The sequence below is a fragment of the Pseudochrobactrum sp. sp1633 genome, from assembly GCF_030376605.1.
Lineage (GTDB): Bacteria > Pseudomonadota > Alphaproteobacteria > Rhizobiales > Rhizobiaceae > Pseudochrobactrum.
In genome coordinates this window covers 15,383-30,194 of sequence record NZ_JARRAE010000016.1, presented here as the reverse complement: position 1 = coordinate 30,194, position 14,812 = coordinate 15,383, and the positions used below count along the sequence as shown (strand labels likewise).

13 protein-coding genes are annotated in these 14,812 nt (G+C 50.9%); 6 read left to right on the top strand and 7 right to left on the bottom strand.

Annotated elements, in window-relative coordinates; genetic code table 11:
* Positions 1 to 114: 114 nt before the first annotated feature.
* The 4 genes from P8H26_RS15020 to P8H26_RS15005 all read left to right on the top strand — a co-directional run bounded on the left by P8H26_RS15020 (position 115) and on the right by P8H26_RS15005 (position 4,110).
* Entirely contained in the window at positions 115 to 2,226 is a 2,112-nt protein-coding gene (locus P8H26_RS15020) for a TonB-dependent receptor domain-containing protein (protein WP_289633977.1), read from the top strand.
* Between the two features lie 492 nt (positions 2,227 to 2,718).
* A complete protein-coding gene (locus P8H26_RS15015; RefSeq protein ID WP_289633976.1) occupies positions 2,719 to 3,030 on the top strand; it encodes a (2Fe-2S)-binding protein in 312 nt (103 codons plus the stop codon).
* Positions 2,996 to 3,481 (top strand): bacterioferritin, encoded by a 486-nt coding sequence (gene bfr, locus P8H26_RS15010; RefSeq protein ID WP_289633975.1) that lies wholly within the window; start codon positions 2,996 to 2,998, stop codon positions 3,479 to 3,481. The genes P8H26_RS15015 and bfr overlap by 35 nt, the downstream gene beginning before the upstream one ends.
* A 164-nt stretch (positions 3,482 to 3,645) precedes the next feature.
* On the top strand, positions 3,646 to 4,110 hold the full coding sequence (locus tag P8H26_RS15005) for a DUF1203 domain-containing protein (RefSeq protein WP_289633974.1): 465 nt from the start codon (positions 3,646 to 3,648) through the stop codon (positions 4,108 to 4,110).
* Between the two features lie 61 nt (positions 4,111 to 4,171).
* On the opposite strand, the gene P8H26_RS15000 is transcribed toward P8H26_RS15005, so the two are convergent.
* The 6 genes from P8H26_RS15000 to pcsA all read right to left on the bottom strand — a co-directional run bounded on the left by P8H26_RS15000 (position 4,172) and on the right by pcsA (position 10,805).
* On the bottom strand, positions 4,172 to 5,239 hold the full coding sequence (locus tag P8H26_RS15000; protein ID WP_289633973.1) for a BMP family ABC transporter substrate-binding protein: 1,068 nt from the start codon (positions 5,237 to 5,239) through the stop codon (positions 4,172 to 4,174).
* Positions 5,240 to 5,330: 91 nt separating this feature from the next.
* Positions 5,331 to 6,251 carry an ABC transporter permease gene (locus tag P8H26_RS14995; protein WP_289633972.1) on the bottom strand — a complete coding sequence of 307 codons (921 nt, stop codon included), beginning with the start codon at positions 6,249 to 6,251 and terminating at the stop codon, positions 5,331 to 5,333.
* 3 nt (positions 6,252 to 6,254) lie between these two features.
* Positions 6,255 to 7,346, bottom strand: coding sequence for an ABC transporter permease (locus P8H26_RS14990; protein ID WP_289633971.1), 1,092 nt, complete (start codon positions 7,344 to 7,346; stop codon positions 6,255 to 6,257).
* Entirely contained in the window at positions 7,346 to 8,887 is a 1,542-nt protein-coding gene (locus P8H26_RS14985) for an ABC transporter ATP-binding protein (protein WP_289633970.1), read from the bottom strand. Before P8H26_RS14985 ends, P8H26_RS14990 begins: the two co-directional genes overlap by 1 nt.
* A gap of 175 nt (positions 8,888 to 9,062) precedes the next feature.
* On the bottom strand, positions 9,063 to 10,037 hold the full coding sequence (locus tag P8H26_RS14980) for a quinone oxidoreductase (RefSeq protein WP_289633968.1): 975 nt from the start codon (positions 10,035 to 10,037) through the stop codon (positions 9,063 to 9,065).
* 15 nt (positions 10,038 to 10,052) lie between these two features.
* The gene (pcsA, locus tag P8H26_RS14975) at positions 10,053 to 10,805 is read right to left on the bottom strand and encodes a phosphatidylcholine synthase (RefSeq protein WP_289633967.1); all 753 of its coding nucleotides are present in this window, start codon (positions 10,803 to 10,805) and stop codon (positions 10,053 to 10,055) included.
* Positions 10,806 to 11,105: 300 nt separating this feature from the next.
* Here pcsA and P8H26_RS14970 point away from each other — a divergent pair, with 300 nt between their 5' ends.
* Together P8H26_RS14970 and hspQ are read left to right on the top strand one after the other, a co-directional pair.
* The gene (locus tag P8H26_RS14970; protein ID WP_289633966.1) at positions 11,106 to 12,377 is read left to right on the top strand and encodes a UbiH/UbiF family hydroxylase; all 1,272 of its coding nucleotides are present in this window, start codon (positions 11,106 to 11,108) and stop codon (positions 12,375 to 12,377) included.
* Positions 12,374 to 12,712 carry a heat shock protein HspQ gene (gene hspQ, locus P8H26_RS14965; protein WP_289633965.1) on the top strand — a complete coding sequence of 113 codons (339 nt, stop codon included), beginning with the start codon at positions 12,374 to 12,376 and terminating at the stop codon, positions 12,710 to 12,712. Before P8H26_RS14970 ends, hspQ begins: the two co-directional genes overlap by 4 nt.
* Before the next feature lie 79 nt (positions 12,713 to 12,791).
* Here the strand turns inward: hspQ and thrS are convergent, their stop codons facing one another.
* Positions 12,792 to 14,759 carry a threonine--tRNA ligase gene (gene thrS, locus P8H26_RS14960; protein ID WP_289633963.1) on the bottom strand — a complete coding sequence of 656 codons (1,968 nt, stop codon included), beginning with the start codon at positions 14,757 to 14,759 and terminating at the stop codon, positions 12,792 to 12,794.
* Between the last annotated feature and the right edge of the window lie 53 nt (positions 14,760 to 14,812).

Below are 14,812 nucleotides of genomic sequence, written 5' to 3'. Positions count from 1 at the left end.
GATTTTCTGCAGCCGTCATTTTGGCAGGCAAACAGCACTTAGAGATTCGGATTATGAATTTTAATTTTTAAGACCGGTTGCCTTGCAGATTGCGGCGACATGCGGAGATCACAGATGCAGCAGCCTTCCAACCTATCCAAGTTTCTGAAAATCGGTCTCGGCAGCACGGCTCTCAGCCTTGTAATTATGGCAGGCACGGCACAAGCCCAGCAAACAAATACAACTAAACCCGCAGCAGAAAACGCAAGCGGCGATGTGCAGCTCAACACGATCAATGTCCAGTCGGTTAATCCGCAGGATATTACATCGCGCCCTGCGCCGGTCAGCACGATTTCCAAAACAGAGATCAAACTGAACGGCCGTGAAAAGCTGGATACGGTTCTGCGTGAAACGCCGGGCGTATTCACCCGTATTAACGGCTCAAATCCGGGTGTTGCTGTGAATATCCGTGGTTTTGAAGGCTCCGGCCGTGTCAATATGATGATTGACGGAGCGCCGCAGACGTTCCGTACAACAGCACATGATGCGCAGGGTTACAGCTATGTCGACCCGAACCTGCTCTCTTCCGTTGATATTACCCGCGGCGCCGTTACCACTGAAGGCGGTAGTGGCCTTGCCGGTAGCGTGAATTTCAAAACACTCGGCGTTGACGATGTGCTGATGGATGGCAAAGACAAAGGCGTTCTCGGCCGCGCTTCATGGGGCAGCAACGGCGTTGGCTTCTCTGAGATGCTTGCCGGTACAATGCGCGTGAATGAAGTGGGTATTGTTGCCGCTCTCAGTCGCCGCGACTCCAATGATTATAAAAACGGTGACGGCATCACCCAGAACAAGACCGGTCAGGAGATGACCTCAGGTCTGTTCAAAACAGAATTCGGATTTGCAGAAGATCACAAGCTGACATTGGGCGGCGTGATCTACAACAATAAATACGGTACAACGCAGACGAATTTTGCTCCTGTACCGCCGACAATTGACTATGATTTGTTGCTACAGAACCGCACATTTACAGCGAATTACGTTTACAATCCGGCAGATAATGACCTGATTGATGTTGCCATCAACGGTTATTACAACAGCACAAAACTGACCTATGTGGGCGGCAACAGCCCTACTCTGTCGAGCCTCGGTCGTGAAATCAAAAACGAATCCATCGGCTTCTCGGTTTCCAATACCTCCCGCTTTACAGTCAATGATTTGTACATCGACTGGAAATACGGCGTTGAATATAACCACGATAATACCGGCGGCGTGAAAGTTGGTGTTAACCCGGTTGATTCAAGCACAAATCGCGGTGCAGCCTTTACTCAGGTTGAATGGAATTATGACCGCCTTCAGGTTCTGACCGGTCTGCGTTATGATTTTTACAAACTTGACGGTACTGCCGATAGCGGCATTCCGGGATTTGAAGATAACGGCGTTTACTCTGCCAATCAGTCGAAAGGTTTGTGGAACCCTAAAGTTACACTCGCTTACAATGTGACCGACTGGTTCCAGCCTTATGTGACCTATTCGCAGTCGATGCGCGCGCCGACCTTGCAGGAAACAATGATCGGCGGAACGCATCCCGGCTCATCAAGCTCTAGCTACGTGCCTAATCCATATCTCGTGCCTGAAGAACAGCGCGGATGGGATATCGGTCTGAACCTCAAGCATGATGATTTGATTACAGCTGGTGACTCTGTCCGTTTCAAAGCCAATTACTTTGATATGGATGTCAAAAATTACATCGCAGCACAGCGCAATACAACTTTCAACAAGCTGCAGTTTGTAAACCTGCCGGGCACATCCCGCGTCAAAGGCTTTGAACTTGAAACGCATTATAATTCCGATTATGTGTTCGGCAGCCTTTCCTACACCCATAACAAGTCTGATCTGCCATCACAGACACCGGGTCTTGGTGCAAGCCAGTATCTGCCGGATGATGTTTTTGCAGCTACCTTTGGTGGATACTTCTTCGAGAAGAAGCTCTCTGCAGGTGTGAAATATTCTTATGTTTCCAGCGGTCTGGTTGCAGCAGCAGACGCACGGGGCAATCTGTTACCACCGACAAAATCGGACTCTTACGATCTGGTAGACATTTTCGCGACATATAAATTCAATGAAAATGTTGACCTGTCGCTCAAAGTAACCAACCTGTTTGATAAAACTTATACACCGGCTCTCAGCACTTCCGGCTCCGGTCAGGGACGTACTTTTGTGGTTGCAACACAGTTTCAGTTCTGACCAGTTTTGTATCCTGATTTAAGAACAGCACGCCCTCACCGGCGTGCTGTTTTTTTATAAGAACCTGTTGAAATCCCGCGTCACAGCATGGTGTGACAACGCGCCGCAGGTGTAATAAACACCCCCAAAACCCACCTTTTCGCTGATGGCTGAAACGAATAGCTCAATTAATATGGTACTTTAACTCAACTTTAAAATTGTTCTAAATCATTGATTTTTAGAATTGTTTTAAACTGCATTATTTGACAAGCCGCAAGCCATGAAGCATTAGAAAATCAACCAGTTACAATGCAACTTTAAATGTTTGGCCTTGACCCATCCATTTGGAGGAATGATGAATCAGAATAAATCCATAATGGCGACGTCTGTTGCTTTCTATTTTATGCCTGAGACAGAAAATCAGCTCATGATTTTCTCCGGCAATCAATATATTTCAAAACCATTTTCCGTTTATTCTGACGCAGAAATCCTTTCTGCTATGCAAGGTGCAGCATGCTAGTCTGCCATTGCAATGTAATTACTGCCAAAGAGATCGAAAATACTATCATCGAGATGCTTGATGAAGATTGCTGGCAGTTGATTGTTCCCGCCAAGGTTTACCATGCCATGAAAAAGCGTGGCCGGTGCTGTGGCTGCTTTCCAAATGTCGTTGAAACGATCATAAGAGTGACTGAAGACTATCATCTTCGGCGCGAGCACAATGATTCTGAATTCATTGTCTATATTGATCGCGTTCGGGCATTACGAGAACAATTCGGGAGCAAATGGAATGAAGGGCGACAAAAAGGTCATCGAGCGGCTTAATGAGGCACTTTTCCTCGAACTCGGCGCTGTAAATCAGTATTGGCTGCACTACCGCCTCCTTTCCGACTGGGGTTTTACCCGTCTGGCCAAAAAGGAACGCGAAGAGTCGATTGAAGAAATGCAGCATGCAGACCGCCTCATCGACCGGATTATTTTTCTGGAAGGCCATCCGAACCTGCAGACTGTTGCACCTCTGCGCATCGGTCAGACAGTCAAGGAAGTTCTGGAAGCTGATCTGGCAGGCGAATATGATGCCCGCGCTTCCTACAAGAAATCCCGCGAAATCTGCGATGAAGCCGGTGACTATGTAAGCCGCCAGCTTTTTGATGAATTGCTGAAAGATGAGGAAGGTCACATCGACTTCCTCGAAACCCAGCTCGAACTACTCGGTAAAATCGGTGAAGAACGCTACGGTATGCTCAATGCCGCACCGGCTGATGCCGCTGAATAAAGTCGCCATTGCTATGAAGTTAAAAGGCTCTGCTCTGCGGAGCCTTTTTTATTTTGCATATAAGTGTTGGGTACTAATATTGAACAGAATTTGAAAAGCAGAATTGCAGTGTTTCTGAACTGCATCTGCCATTTAATCCCCCTGTATTTTACAGGAGGCACTCTATGGATTTTCGTATTACAGGGCTTTCACCGGAGCCATTCCGCCATCTTTTCGGCTTGCCGGATCATGAACTGAAACAGCATCGTGCAATACGTGTGATTGCTGATGATACACGTTACCCGGACCGTATTGAGATGTGTGAAGCGGCAATCGGCGAAAGTCTGCTGCTGCTCAACCATGTCTGCCAAAGTGCGGAAACACCCTATTATGCAACTCACGCGATTTATGTGCGTGAAAATGCGAAACAAACCTATGACAGGGTCAATGAAGTTCCCACGGTAATGCGCAGCCGGTTGCTGTCACTACGCGCATTTAATGATGCAGGAATGATTATTGGTGCGGAAATTGTACAGGGCTCAGATATTGAAGCCGCGATTGAACGGCTCTTTGATGATCAGAACGCCGCATATATTCATGCCCATAATGCCGGACGCGGTTGCTATTCCGGTCGCATTGACCGCGCCTGAAATGGCATAAATAAAAAAGGCTCCGCATGCGGAGCCTTTTCGTTTTCAAAAGCAAGCCAGCTTATTGCGGCAGCTTGTCATCGATGCCCTGAACATAGAAGTTCATGCTGACAATCGCTTTATCATCGGCAGTTTCACCGGCCTTGAGCCATTCAGAACCATCCTGCTTTTTCAGCGGGCCGGTAAATGGCTTCAACTCACCGGAGGTCAGCTTCTTGATGGTTTCTTCAGCCATGGCTTTCACATCGTCCGGCATGTTGGTCAGAGGTGCCATAGCAACCAGACCGGTATTCATGCCGTTGAATGTGTCTTGTGACTTCCATGTGCCATCGAGAACAGCTTTGGTGCGCTCGATATAATATGGTGACCAATGGTCGATTGTCGCTGTCAGCTGTGTTTCAGGACCAAACTTGATCATGTCCGAAGCCTGACCAAATGCCTTGATGCCACGTTCTGCTGCAACCTGAATTGGCGCAGTAGAATCTGTGTGCTGGGTGAGAATATCAACGCCCTGATCAATCAGCGCTTTGGCAGCATCAGCTTCCTTGCCCGGATCAAACCATGAGTTTGCCCAGATGATCTTGATCTTGAAATCAGGATTAACGGACTGAGCACCGATCATGAAGGAGTTGATAGCCTGCACAACTTCCGGAACCGGCACAGAACCAATGAAACCAGCCATGCCGTTTTTCGACAGTTTGGCAGCGATCTGACCCTGCACATAACGGCCTTCATAGAAGCGCGCATTATAAGCAGATACGTTTTCTGCTGTCTTATAGCCGGTTGCGTGTTCGAACTTTACGTCCGGATATTTTTTCGCAACTTTGATTGTCGGGTCCATATAACCGAACGAGGTTGTGAAAATCAGCTTATTGCCTGCACGTGCCAGACGTTCGATTGAACGCTCAGCATCCGCACCTTCAGGAACGCTTTCGAGATAGCTGGTTGTGATTTTATCACCCAGTTCTTTTTCAAGCTCCTTACGAGCCTGGTCGTGCTGGTAGGTCCAGCCGAAGTCACCCGGAGGTCCGATATAGATAAAGCCGACTTTCAGCTTTTCTTCGGCCAGTGCTGTGCCTGTCATGGCAATCGTTGCGGCAGTGGCAAGGATTGTTAGCGTTTTCTTCATCGTCCCCGTTCTCCTGTTAACGTCCGGTACAATAATACTCAAAACCCTGTAAAACGACTATGTATCAGTGATCCCAACAAAGACCGCCGGATTATCTATCCGGCACAAATGGTTTACCGAGCGATGCCGGTGTGTTCATCATCGTCAGACGGCGGTTGCGCGAAATAATCACCAGCACGATGATTGTTGCCAGATATGGCAGTGCCGACAAAAGCTGCGGCGGCAGGCCAATTCCGAAAGCCTGCGCATGCAACTGACCGATTGTTACTGCACCGAACAGATAAGCGCCAACCAGCACGCGCCACGGCCGCCATGAGGCAAAAACCACCAGAGCCAGCGCAATCCAGCCGCGGCCAGCCGTCATATTCTCAACCCATTGCGGCACATAAACAAGCGACAGCTGCGCACCAGCAAGACCGGCACAGGCACCGCCGAACAGCACCGCCAAATAGCGCGTGCGAACCACATTGATACCAAGCGCATGGGCAGAACCATGATTATCGCCAATGGAACGCAGCTTAAGCCCTGCCCGCGAGCGGAATAGAAACCAGCTGACACCGGCAACCAGCAGCAGCGCAATATAGAAAATCGGATCCTGTGCGAACAGCAATTTGCCGATCACCGGTATATCGCTCAAATAAGGAATGTTGATTGCGCCAAGACGCACGCCCGGAAGACCGACAAAGCCCTCACCGATCACCGCTGATGCGCCAAGTCCGAGAATGGTCAGTGCAAGACCCGTCGCCACCTGATTAGTCACCAGTGTCAGTGTCAGAAAGCCGAACAGCAATGCGCAAGTGGCGCCTGCGAAAATTGCTGCGATCATGCCGAGCCATGCATTGCCGGTCAAATGCGCAATGCCAAAACCGGTCACGGCGCCCATCAGCATCATACCTTCAACACCGAGATTGAGCACGCCGGAGCGTTCAACGACCAGCTCACCGATTGCAGCAATCAGCAAAGGCGTGGCGGCCGTTGCAATCGTCAGCATAATTGCCTGTGTCATATCCACGGCTCAGGCCTCCCCTTGCAGATCATGCTGACTGCGGCTGACAAAACGAATGCGGTAGTGAATGAATGTATCGCAGGCCAGCACGAAGAACAGGATCATCCCCTGAAACACACGAGCCGATTTTTCAGAAATACCGATCGAAAGCTGTGCCGCTTCACCACCCAGATAAGACAATGCCAGCACCAAACCGGCCGCAATAATACCAATCGGATTAAGTCGTCCCAAAAACGCGACAATAATCGCTGTAAAGCCGTAGCCCGGTGTAATGGTTGTGCGCAACTGCCCGATGGCACCGGAAACCTCGCTCACACCTGCAAGACCTGCCAGCGCGCCGGAAACCAGAAATGCAAAGAACGTGATCTTACCGGCACTAAATCCGGCAAAGCGTGCGGCACGCGGGCTTTGCCCAACAACCTTGATCTGAAAGCCCTTCAATGTGCTGCGCAGCATGAACCACAACAGGAACGCTGCGATCAGAGCAAAGACAAAGCCCCAATGTGCGCGGCCTGCCGCCGGCCAGATTTCCGGCAGAACGGCATAGTCGTGGAACTGACGGCTTTCCGGAAAATTATTACCTTCCGGATTGCGCCACGGTCCGCGCACCAGCCAGTCGAGAAAGAACTGTGCCACATAGACCAGCATCAGGCTGGTCAAAATTGTATTGGCGTTGAAACGCACTTTTAGCAGCGCCGGTACCGCACCATAAAGCGCACCGCCTGCCATGCCCATCAGCAGCATTAGCGGCAACACATACCAGCCCTGCACTTCAGGAAACATAATTGGCATGATTGAGCCGCTGATTGCGCCCATCGTCAGCTGCCCTTCGGCGCCGATATTCCAGTTATTCGACAGATAACAGACGGAAAGCCCTACAGCGATCAGGATCAGCGGTGCGGCTTTGACCAGCAACTCATGGATCGACCACATATCCAGCAGCGGCTCAATGAAAAAAGCATGCAGCGCTGCAAACGGATCTTTGCCCATTAACGCAAACAAAATAGCGCCGCAAATCATTGCGAGCGCCAATGCCAGCAGCGGAGAAATCGCGCTGAACCAACGGGATGGCTGTGGCCGCTTAATCAATTCTAACCGCATCAAACTGCCCCGCCCATCATCAGGCCGATTTTTTCAGCTGTTACAATTTCCCGCGGCATGGCTTCAGACAATTGTCCATGATGCATAACGGCAATACGATCACAAATTTCAAACAACTCATCCAGATCCTGACTGATGACCAGCACGGCAGAACCCTGACGTGACAAGTCCACCAAGGCCTGCCGTATGCGCATGGCAGCACCGGCATCCACACCCCAGGTCGGCTGGTTGACAATCATCACTGCCGGATTTCGGTCAAGCTCACGGCCGATGATGAATTTCTGCAAATTGCCGCCGGATAGCGCACCCGCTACCGGATTTTCAGCGTTCTTGCGTACATCCATCATCGCATTGATGCGTTTGGCAGCAGAGGAAAGCGCTGACTGCGACAGGATTTTGAGAAATCCGCCCTTCAGAAAAACTTTGGCATCCGTGCGATAGCGTGACAGAAACAAATTATCCGTCAGCGGCAGTTCAGGGGCGGCACCATGACCAAGCCGCTCTTCCGGCACAAAGGCAGCGCCGAGCATGCGACGCTGGCTGATACCGGCAAGACCGGCCTCTTGGCCACGAATGCGAATTATTGAGGCTTTGTACTGACGCATCTCGCCGGAGACAGCCTCAAAAAACTCACCCTGTCCGTTGCCGGCAACACCTGCAATACCAACCACCTCACCGGCGGCCACCTTCAGGGAAACATCACGCAAAGCTGTTGAAAACGGTCCGCGCGGTGGCTGTGAAAGCCCTGCAATCTCAAGTAATTGCTCCGGGTTTTTCGCTTGTGCTGCTGCTTTCGGGCGCTCAACCAGTGCCACATCTTCCCCGACCATCATGCGGGCGAGAGATGCTGCCGTTTCCTCAGCCGGAATACAATGCGAAACAACCTTACCGTGGCGCAGTACTGTTGCACGATCGCATAATTGCTTCACCTCTTCCAGCCTGTGGCTGATATAGAGAATAGACTTGCCTTCGCTTTTCAGGCGATTGAGCGTGACAAATAATTTATCCGCTTCCTGCGGTGTCAAAACGGAGGTCGGTTCATCGAGGATAATCAGTTCCGGTTCCTGTAACAGGCAACGGATAATCTCAATGCGCTGACGTTCCCCCACCGACAAATCGCCGACAAGAGCGTCCGTATCCACTGGCAAGCCATAGGTCTCACCAACCTGCGCAGCTTTTTTTGCCACTTCATTCAGTGAGAGACCTGCATCCAGCGACAGCGCGATATTTTCAGCAGCAGTCAGACTGTCAAACAGGGAGAAATGCTGAAAAACCATGCCAATGCCAAGTTTGCGGGCAAAAGCCGGACTGCTCATGCGCACCTTACGGCCTTTCCAGATGATCTGGCCGTCAAGAGGTTGCAATGAGCCGAAAAGCATTTTTACAAGGGTAGATTTTCCGGCACCATTCTCACCCAGCAGCGCATGAATTTCGCCGGTGCCGATTGTCAGATCAATCTGATCGCATGCTTTTAGCGCGCCAAACTGTTTCGTTAAGCGCTGGACATCCAGTAGCTGCAACTGTGCGGAAGGTTCTGTCATTTGTCCCCAAGGCATTTCTGCCTCGCATCTTATGCCACAGACGAAAAAATAGGGAAGCAGAAAAGCAATTTATTACAATTATATGAACAGTTTTAGCAATAAAAACCTAAAGTGCTCCGGCACCATATGGTCATACCGGAGTAAATCAGATCAAAAAATGCACGGTATCAGAGCTTTACGGAATCAGCACCGATGTTCCGGTGGTTTTTCTCGCTTCCAGATCACGATGCGCCTGTGCTGCATCACGCAAATCATAGGTCTGATTGACGTTGATTTTGACTGCACCGCTGGCCACCACATCAAACAAAGCCTGTGCAGCCTGTTCCAGTTCTTCACGGCTGGCAATATAGGAGCCAAGCGTCGGGCGTGTTGCATAGAGTGAACCGCGTTGGTTCAGCAGTGCCAACTCAAACGGCGGCACCGGTCCTGAAGCATTGCCATAGCTCACAAACAATCCGCGTGGCTGCAATACATCAAGCGATGCAGGAAATGTATCTTTGCCCACACTGTCATAGACCACAGGCAGGCCTTTGCCACCGGTGATTTCCTTCACCTTCTCGACGAAATTATCTTGCGCGTAATTGATAACATGGTCATAGCCGAGTGACAGCGCGAGGTCGATTTTTTCCTGCGAGCCCGCAGTGCCGATAACGGTTGCGCCGAGATGTTTCGCCCACTGACCGGCAATCTGCCCCACACCGCCAGCGGCCGCATGGATCAGGATCGTGTCGCCCTTCTGTACCTTATAGGTCAGATTGATCAGATAATAGGCGGTCATGCCTTTCAGCATCATAGAGGCCGCAAGACGCAGATCCATGTTATCCGGCACTTTCACCAGACGATCAGCTGCAATCAGGCGCTCATCTGCATAAGCGCCCATCGCACCGGTATAGGCAACGCGGTCGCCAACTTTAACATTGGTGACACCTTCACCCACGGCAACAACAGTGCCCGCACCTTCCTGCCCCGGAATGAAAGGCAGTTGCGGTGCTTTATAAAGACCCGTGCGGAAATAAACGTCGATGAAATTCAATCCGACAGCTTCATGACGAATGCGCGCCTCACCGGCTTTAGGCTGACCAAGTTCAACCTGTTCATATTTCAGAACATCAGCACCACCGGTTTCACGGATGAGGATTGCATTCACCATTGTCAGAATTCCCTGTTATTTCGCAGCAGTTTTAAGACCAAGATTAGGCAGGAACTGCATCACAATTCCGATGCAGTAGAGATAAATACCGGTTACCGAAATTCCGATGCGCACCCAGAGCGGCGCATCCATTTGGTAGAGAATTCCTGCAACGCCGAAGGCACACCACAACAAAAAGATGGTGAGATTAAGCGGACGCAGTCGCACCACACGCACCGGATGCAGGAAATTCAGCGGAATGAAAGACAAGATCGCGGAGACAACCACAACGCCAAAAGCCGTCCATTCCCCCGGACCGACGATGAACAGCGTGAAGACCACCATATTCCAGACCACCGGAAAACCTTTAAAGAAGTTCTCATTGGTTTTCATGCCGGTGTCAGCATAGTAAATCGCGCTGCTGATAACGATGATCGCACCGGAGAGGAAAGACAGGCCATGCCCCATGAAGCCGCTCTGATAGAGCGCAAAAGCAGGGATCAGCACATACGTCACATAGTCGATAATATTATCGAGAAGCTCACCAGACCAGTTCGGCAGCACATATTTCACTTCCAGCTTGCGGGCGATCGGCCCGTCAATACCATCGACGAAGAGCGCCAGACCCAGCCAGAGAAACATTGCCGTCCAGTTTTCCTCACTGGCCGCAACCAGTGACAGGAAGGCCAAGAAGGAGCCGGAAGCCGTTAACAGGTGAACAGAAAAAGCCCTGACCTGAGGCAGAGTGACTTTTTTGGGTTTAAGTTTGTCAGTCAGTTTCGCTTTCAAGGTCTTTGCCGATTCTGTTACAAAAAATTAATGAATTACCAGTCCCGACAGCTTTTGTCGAAAAACGCTGAAAGTGCAACAAAGGGAGTGGCGAAAAACAGACAAAATGTCGCTCATCCAAAGAAGTTACCTGCTGCGAGACACTATCTCCAGTTTAAACATATGTTTTTTGTGTCGTAACGGCTACTTATGGCCTAATAGATTTGGCAGGCTAATTTGCTTATGGCTTTCTAGAATTAGCAGGCTAATTCCGGCGGCTTGATATTCAAGTTATCACCTTCGGGAAATGAGAGGTACATCATGTCTGGTTCCGGTCATCATTCTGAGTTCATTTCAGACAGAATTCTTGTCAGTGGCAGCGGCCCTGCGGGAATGATTGCGGCATTAGCGATGGCGCAGGCAGGATATGATGTTTTGCTCGCAGGCCCTGTGAGTGATCAGGACGACCGACGCACCACAGCACTGATGATGCCCGCCATTGAATATCTCGACAGTCTCGGTATATGGCAGACAATCCGGCCGGATACGGCTGCGCTTGCCTCCATGCGTATTGTTGACGGCACACGCAGGCTGATCCGCAGCCCTGCGGTGACATTCCGCGCCTCGGAAATCGGCACAGAAGCATTCGGCTATAATATTCCCAATCTAGTGCTGAACCGTGCCTTGCATGAAGCTGTCAGCGCTCATCCGCGCATTGCCCGCAACTTCAATAATGCCACAGCCTATCAGCACAATACTGACAGTATCAGTGTCACTTTCAGTGACGGACAGATCGTCACCACGCCGCTGGTGGTAGCTGCCGATGGCCGCAACAGCTTAGCGCGGGATGCTGCCGGCATTAAAACCCGCCGCTGGCATTATCCGCAAACAGCGGTCGTCTGTTCCTTCAGCCATAAAATCCCGCACCAGTATACATCTACCGAGTTTCACACGGAGGATGGTCCTTTCACACAGGTGCCACTGCCCGGCAATCGCTCCAGCCTTGTCTGGGTTGCCAATCCGCGCCATGCAGAAAAACTGATGACGCTCGACAGTGAGCAGCTTGCCCGTGAGATTGAAAGCAAAATGCAATCCATGCTTGGGGCAATTACGGTTGATACCAAGCAGCAGGCATGGCCGCTCTCCGGTCTGGTGCCGCTGAATTTTGCAGCCAAGCGCACCATTCTGATTGGTGAAGCAGCGCATGTTTTCCCGCCAATCGGTGCACAGGGTCTCAATCTCGGTACGCGCGATGTGGAAACGCTGATCAGCGCAATTACCAAAGACAAGGATGATGCCGGTTCTGACCGTGTTATCCGCGCCTATGACAGCGGTCGTCGCCCTGATATTCTGGCGCGTACCGGCTCGGTTGATGTGCTGAACCGCACTTTGCTGTCCGACTTTCTGCCTGCGCAGATCATTCGTGGCACAGGGCTGGAAATCCTACGGGTTGTACCGCCATTGCGTGCTTTCTTCATGCGTGAGGGTCTGCGTCCCGGTGGTGGTTTTAAAGCGCTGCTGCCATCTTTCTCGTCGACAAATAAGAAGACGACACTGCCTGCCGCAACGCCACACCAAGACGGATCACAATGAGTGCTTTTGAAGTAAAATATGCACGCTTTCAGATCGGACAGGTGGTAAAGCACCGCCTGTTACCGTTTCGTGGCATTATTTTTGATGTGGATCCGGAATTCGCCAATACGGAAGAATGGTACATGTCCATTCCTGAAGCCTCACGCCCGAAACGTGAGCAACCGTTCTATCATGTACTGGCAGAGAATGAGGAAACGGATTACGTGGCCTATGTTTCAGAGCAAAATCTGGAAGAAGATGAAAGCGGTGAACCGCTGCGCCATCCGCAGCTCGGCGATTATTTCGATATCGACAGTGACGGCGAATATCGCTTTAAAGCTGCGCCATTGAATTAAATTCACGCATTATATTTTTATTGCAACACACTGAAAATAAACAAAAAAGCCGGATTACTCCGGCCTTTTCTCATTTCAATTATGCACGACGAAGATCTGGCGGCGTTGCCTCTTCACGCAATGAGCTCAGCGCTTCATCCAGCGTCATTGGTGTCTGGTCACGGGAGCCGAGACGACGCACATTGACTGTACGCTCTTCAGCTTCACGCTTACCAAGCACCAGAATAACCGGCACTTTCTGCAGTGAGTGCTCGCGCACCTTGTAGTTGATCTTCTCGTTGCGGAAGTCGGTTGTGACCTGAAGACCAGCCTTTTTAAACAAGCTAGCAACTTCCTGACCATATTCATCCGCTTCAGATGTAATCGTTGCGACGACAACCTGAATTGGTGCGAACCACAGCGGCATATGACCGGCAAAATTCTCGATCAGAATACCGAGGAAACGCTCCATCGAACCACAGATAGCGCGGTGGATCATAACCGGCTGCTGCTTCTCGGAATTGTTGTCGATATAGAATGCACCGAAGCGTTCCGGCAGGTTGAAGTCAACCTGTGTTGTACCGCACTGCCATTCACGACCGATCGCATCTTTCAGCGTATATTCGAACTTAGGTCCGTAGAACGCACCCTCACCTGGCAGAATGCCGGTTTTGATGCGACCGCCGGAATTGGCTTCGATTGTCTTGAGCACTTCGCCCATAACACTTTCCGCACGATCCCACAGCGCATCATCACCCACGCGCTTTTCAGGACGTGTAGAGAGCTTAACGGTGATCTGATCAAAGCCGAAATCGGCATAGGTCGAGAGGATCAGGTCGTTAATGCGCAGGCACTCATCGGCCATCTGCTCGTCTGTACAGAAGATATGCGCATCATCTTGCGTAAAGCCGCGAACGCGCATCAGGCCATGCAGTGCGCCGGACGGCTCATAGCGGTGCACATTACCGAATTCCGCCATTTTGATCGGCAGATCGCGGTAGGATTTCAAACCATGTTTGAAAATCTGCACGTGACCCGGGCAGTTCATCGGCTTCAGCGCGAAAACGCGGTCATCTTCAGTGTCATCACCGGCAGTGGTGACCTTGAACATGTTGTCTTTATACCAGCCCCAGTGACCGGATGTTTCCCAAAGGGATTTATCCAGCACCTGCGGTGCATTGACTTCCTGATAGCCATGATCGTCGAGACGACGGCGCATATAGCTGACAAGGCTCTGGAACATGCGCCAGCCCTTGGAATGCCAGAACACCACGCCCGGACCTTCTTCCTGAAAATGGAACAGATCCATTTCACGGCCGAGACGGCGATGATCGCGCTTTTCAGCTTCTTCCAGCATGGTCAGATATTGCTGCAGATCAGCATCATTCGCGAAAGCTGTACCGTAAATACGCGTCAGCATCGGATTATTGCTGTCACCGCGCCAATAAGCACCGGCAACTTTCATCAGCTTGAACGCATTGCCGATCTGGCCTGTGGACGCCATATGCGGGCCACGGCAAAGATCAAACCAGTCGCCCTGATAATAGATCTTCAGATCCTGACCTTCAGGGATCGCGTCAATCAGCTCAACCTTATAGGATTCACCCTTATCGGAGAAAACCTGCTTAGCTTTTTCGCGTGTCCAGACTTCGCGTGTAAACGACTTGTTGCGGGCAATGATTTCACGCATTTTCTTTTCGATGACTGGCAGGTCATCGGGCGTAAAAGGCTCATTGCGGGCGAAGTCATAATAGAAGCCGTTTTCAATAACCGGTCCAATTGTGACCTGCGTGCCAGGGAAAAGTTCCTGCACAGCTTCAGCCAATACGTGGGCGCAGTCGTGGCGGATCAGTTCCAGCGCGCGCGGATCTTCACGGGTGAGAATCTCGACTTTGCCTGATGCGCCCAGAGGCTCGGACAAATCACGCACGGTGCCGTCGACCGCATAGGCGACAGACTTCTTAGCCAGTGATTTGGAGATGGATTCGGCAAGCGCCAGACCGGTCATGGCCGGATCATATTCGCGCTGTGTGCCGTCGGGAAATTCGAGAGTAATAAGATCAGACATTGTCATCCCCATCCAGTCCCGCCAACGATTGCGGGTGGTTGTTTAAAGTAAAC

Excerpts from the sequence above, each read along its gene's own strand:
- P8H26_RS15015 (WP_289633976.1), top strand. The coding sequence starts at position 2,719 with ATGCTAGTCTGCCATTGCAATGTAATTACTGCCAAAGAGATCGAAAAT.
- P8H26_RS15020 (WP_289633977.1), top strand. The coding sequence starts at position 115 with ATGCAGCAGCCTTCCAACCTATCCAAGTTTCTGAAAATCGGTCTCGGC.
- P8H26_RS15000 (WP_289633973.1), bottom strand. The coding sequence starts at position 5,239 with ATGAAGAAAACGCTAACAATCCTTGCCACTGCCGCAACGATTGCCATG.
- P8H26_RS14990 (WP_289633971.1), bottom strand. The coding sequence starts at position 7,346 with ATGCGGTTAGAATTGATTAAGCGGCCACAGCCATCCCGTTGGTTCAGC.
- bfr (WP_289633975.1), top strand. The coding sequence starts at position 2,996 with ATGAAGGGCGACAAAAAGGTCATCGAGCGGCTTAATGAGGCACTTTTC.
- hspQ (WP_289633965.1), top strand. The coding sequence starts at position 12,374 with ATGAGTGCTTTTGAAGTAAAATATGCACGCTTTCAGATCGGACAGGTG.
- P8H26_RS14985 (WP_289633970.1), bottom strand. The coding sequence starts at position 8,887 with ATGACAGAACCTTCCGCACAGTTGCAGCTACTGGATGTCCAGCGCTTA.
- thrS (WP_289633963.1), bottom strand. The coding sequence starts at position 14,759 with ATGTCTGATCTTATTACTCTCGAATTTCCCGACGGCACACAGCGCGAA.
- P8H26_RS15005 (WP_289633974.1), top strand. The coding sequence starts at position 3,646 with ATGGATTTTCGTATTACAGGGCTTTCACCGGAGCCATTCCGCCATCTT.
- P8H26_RS14970 (WP_289633966.1), top strand. The coding sequence starts at position 11,106 with ATGTCTGGTTCCGGTCATCATTCTGAGTTCATTTCAGACAGAATTCTT.
- P8H26_RS14980 (WP_289633968.1), bottom strand. The coding sequence starts at position 10,037 with ATGGTGAATGCAATCCTCATCCGTGAAACCGGTGGTGCTGATGTTCTG.